This is a genomic window from Micromonospora sp. NPDC003776, assembly GCF_053605645.1.
In genome coordinates, this window is sequence record NZ_JBSGJR010000622.1 from 1 (window position 1) to 3,884 (window position 3,884).

Genomic DNA, 3,884 nt, shown 5'->3' on the forward strand with positions numbered 1-3,884 from the left:
GTGGACAACGCGGTGGACAACCATCGACGGTCAGGGCCGGGATCATCGGAGGAACCGGCGCCCACCGATGAATCAGGTAGGGACAGGCGTCGCGGCGCCGACCAGCGCGGCCAGGACCCGGCCCAACTGGTCCGGCCCGGACGCCCACCGGGTCAGGCCGGAGCGGGCCAGGACCGAGGCGTTCGCCCGGCCGTGCCCGGGAATGGGCCGGTAGGTCACCACGGGCACCCCGCAGGCGAGCGCCTCCTGGCAGGTCAGCCCACCCGCGTTCTCCACCACCACGTCCACCGCCCGCATCAGCGTCGCCATGTCGTCCACCCAGCCGAAGACGTGCTCGTGGTCGGCGCGCAGCCGGTCGCGCAGCTCCTCGTTGCGCCCGCACACCACCACCGGGCGTACGCAGCGGGTCGCGGCGACCTCCGCGACCGTGGTCGACACGTCCCCGGCGCCCCAGGCGCCCGCGACGATCAGCGCCAGCCGGCCGTCCGGCGGTAGGCCGAAGCGCCGCCTCGCATGCCGGCGGTCGGTGGTCGCAGAGGTGGCGAAGGACCGGGACACCAGCGGCTGCACCACGGTCACGTCGACGCCGGCCGCGGCGTCCGCCGGCCGCACCTCGGCGTGCCGGTTCGCGCAGTAGACGTCCACCCCGGGCGAGAGCCAGGTCGGGTGGACCACGAAGTCGGTGACGTAGGTGATGACCGGGACCGCCAGCCGCCCTTGGCGTCGCAGCGGCCCGAGCACCTGGTTGGCGAACGGGTAGGTGGTCACCACCGCACGGGTGTCCGGAGGGATCGACCGGCGCATCCGGCGGCGGACCGGCCGCAGCAGCGCCCGCAGCACGGTGATGGGTAGCCGGGACCGGCTGGTCAGGCCGAACAGCAGGTCGTAACCCCAGGGCAACCCGCGCAGGACGCCCCGGTACGCCTCCTTGAACGCCCAGTGCACCGGCCGCGGCAGCACCGCCAGGAGGTTGAGCCGGTCCACCGCGAAGCCCCGGTCGCGCAGCCGCCGCGTCAGCTCGTCGGCGGCCGTGTCGTGGCCGGCGCCGACGTCCGCGGAGACCACCACGATCCGTCCCGGGTGCTCCATGCCGCGCCGCTTACCCATGGTCGCGGCTTTAACGCCGTTCGGCCCCCGCTCACACCGCGTGCCGGCGGACCAGCCCGCGCAGCGCCAGGTACCCGGGCAGCACCGGCAGCCAGAAGGTGGCCAGCCGGTAGACCAGCACCCCGGCCACGGCGATCTCCGGCCGGACGCCGTAGATCAGCAGCCCGGAGACGAGGGCCGCCTCGGTGGCGCCGAGACCGCCGGGGGTCGGCGCGGCGGTGGCCACCCCCTCCCCTACCACGCAGACCAGGACGACCGGCGCGATCAGGGCCGGATCGGCCGGCATGCCCACGGCGAGCAGGGCCAGCCACAGCGCCGCGCCGTAGGCGAGGGTGAGGGCCACGCTGACGGCCAGCAGCGGGCCGATCCGGCCGCTGTGCGCCAGCGCGCGCAGGGCGTCGGCGGCCTGCCGGCGGGCCGCCCGGACCTTGGCCCGCAGCCGGGGTACGGCGATCGCCGCGGCGGCCAGCAGCAGCACCGCCAGCACGGCCAGCAGCACGATGAGGCCCCGCCCGGCGGTCGCGTTCATCAGGTGCCGGCGGGTGCCCCGGGCGAACGGCAGCAGCACGGGCAGCAGCAGGGCGACCGCGAGCACGCCGGCCACCCGGTCCACGGCCACCGCGGTGGCCGCCGCCGGCACCGACAGTCCCTGCTGGCGCAGGTACCGCACGCTCAGCGCGGCGCCGCCGAGCGCGCCCGGGGCGAGCCGGTTGGCGAAGGAGGCGGCCACCTGGACCGCGACGGTCCGGCCGAGCGGGATCCGGGCGGCGGCGGCGAGACGCAACGCCTGCGCGCTCAGCAGGTAGGTGGCGACCGAGGCGAGCAGGGCGCCGGTCACCGCGAGCGGATCCGCGTGCAGCACGGCGCGCACCGCGGCGCGTACCTGGCCGATCTGGGGTAGCAGGAAGTGCACCAGCAGTCCCAGCATGACCAGCAGGAACACGTCGCGCGGGGTGATCCGGACGACCCGGGCCAGGCGGTTGCCCCGGCCGGGGCAGCGGCGGCTGATCTCCTCGCGCAGGTCGTCGAGCAGGCCGGGGCGGCTGTCGGCGAGCGCGCGGCCGGCGCGGGACAGCAGGGCCGGTTGCAGCCAGGGCAGGGTGTCGGCCACCGGACCGGCGCCGAGCTGCCCGACGGCGGCGTCCAGCGCCGGTCGTACGCCGGCCAGGGCGGCCAGGGTGACCAGCAGTTCCACCAGGTCGCGGGCCTGCTGGTCGGCGGTGGCCTCGCCGGTGCCGAAGCTCAGGTCGACCAGCCAGGCGGTGCCGTCGGCGACCAGCACGTTGGCCGCCCGCAGGTCCCGGTGCGCCAGGCCGCCCCGGTGCAGCCGGGCCACCTGCCGGCAGATGTCATCGAGGGCGTCCCGACCGAGTTCGGCCGGGTCGAGCGCGTCGAGCGGGCGCCCGGGCACGAACTCCTGCACCAGCAGCGCGTCCCCGGCCGGGTCGGTGACGGTGGCGACCAGCCGCGGGCTGCGCACCCCGGCCCGTGCGGCGCGCAGCAGCAGGTACGCCTCGTGCTCGCTCTTCTGCCTCGCCGTCACGTACGGCGGCTCGTCGCCGAGGCCCCGGTAGCGCAGCCGCCGGTAGAGCTTGTAGAGCCAGTCGGCGTCCCGCTGGCTGCCGCCGGTGACCTTGACGAAGAGGCGCCGCCCGTCGGTCGTGGTGACCCGCCAGGGACGGGAGCCCCGGGCGTCTCCGGCGACCGGGGCCACCTCGGCCGCGTCGATGCCCCGGCTCAGCAGCACCTGCCGCAACCGGCCCGCCGTGCCGGCGGGGCCGACGTCCCCGACCAGGACCCGGGTCAGGCTGGCGGCGAACCAGCCGACCAGGAATCCGCCCAGCACGTCGACCGGCAGGTGCGCGCCGACGTAGACCCGGGCGACCGCGACGGCCCCCACCGTCAGCCAGACCAGCCCGCGTACCCGGTGGGGCAGGGCCGGGGCGAGCACGGCCGCCAGCGCGGTCGCCACCGCCACGTGACCGGAGGGGTAGCCGTAGCGGCCGGTGACCATCTCGTGGAAGCGGACGTCGGCCAGGTAACCGGCCGGGCGGGCCCGGGCGACCACCAGTTTGGCCAGCAGCGCTCCCCAGTAGGCCAGGTTTCCGGAGACCAGCAGGTCCCGGGTGAGCCGCCACTGCCGGGCGGCGGCCGCGACCGCCGCCGCCACCAGGATCGCCGGGTACGCCCCGAGCTGCATGACCAGCAGCAGCGCCGGACCGGCCGGCTCGGGCGCCTGGTTGACCAGGGTGAAGAGATCCCGTTCCCAGCGGCCGGGCGGGCGGTGCCGGGCCCAGGTGCTGACCAGGGCGAACAGCCCGCCGGAGAGGACCAGGTTGAGGACCAGTGCCGGGGACGGGCGGTGGGTCCGGGGCATCGCCGAGATCAGTGGCGGGTCGGCGGACGGCCGGCCCCGGTACGCGCGTCCGTCGTCCCGACGCCTGCCGCGCTGTCCCGCATGGCTCGACCATAGGACGCGCGCCGATCCCGCCGGGCCGCAACGCCACCGATCGGCCCGCACGGGCTGATCCACTCGACCTGCCACACCTCGCGCCGTCAAGCGGGCGCGACACACCGACATGCCGCACCAGGAGTGGATCACGGCACGGGGCGGGCCCGGCCACGGTCAGGCGCGGCGGCGGCCGACCCGGCGGGGACGGCCTCGGCGGGCGGTGACCACCGCGACGAGGACGCCGACGGTCAACGCGAGCAGGCCGGCGGCCGGCAGGATCACCCGCCAGTCCCCGTCGGCCATCCGGCGCAGCGCCGTACCGGCC

Annotated in this window: 2 protein-coding genes; both read right to left on the reverse strand. The window is 76.5% G+C overall.

The features are described from left to right. Window positions 1–72: 72 nt before the first annotated feature. Window positions 73–1,107, reverse strand: a complete 1,035-nt coding sequence (locus tag ACWEVO_RS32125; protein ID WP_452311203.1) for an MGDG synthase family glycosyltransferase — start codon at window positions 1,105–1,107, stop codon at window positions 73–75. A 31-nt stretch (window positions 1,108–1,138) separates the two neighbouring features. Further along, on the reverse strand, window positions 1,139–3,484 hold the full coding sequence (locus tag ACWEVO_RS32130) for a flippase-like domain-containing protein (RefSeq protein WP_452311204.1): 2,346 nt from the start codon (window positions 3,482–3,484) through the stop codon (window positions 1,139–1,141). Window positions 3,485–3,884 lie beyond the last annotated feature (400 nt).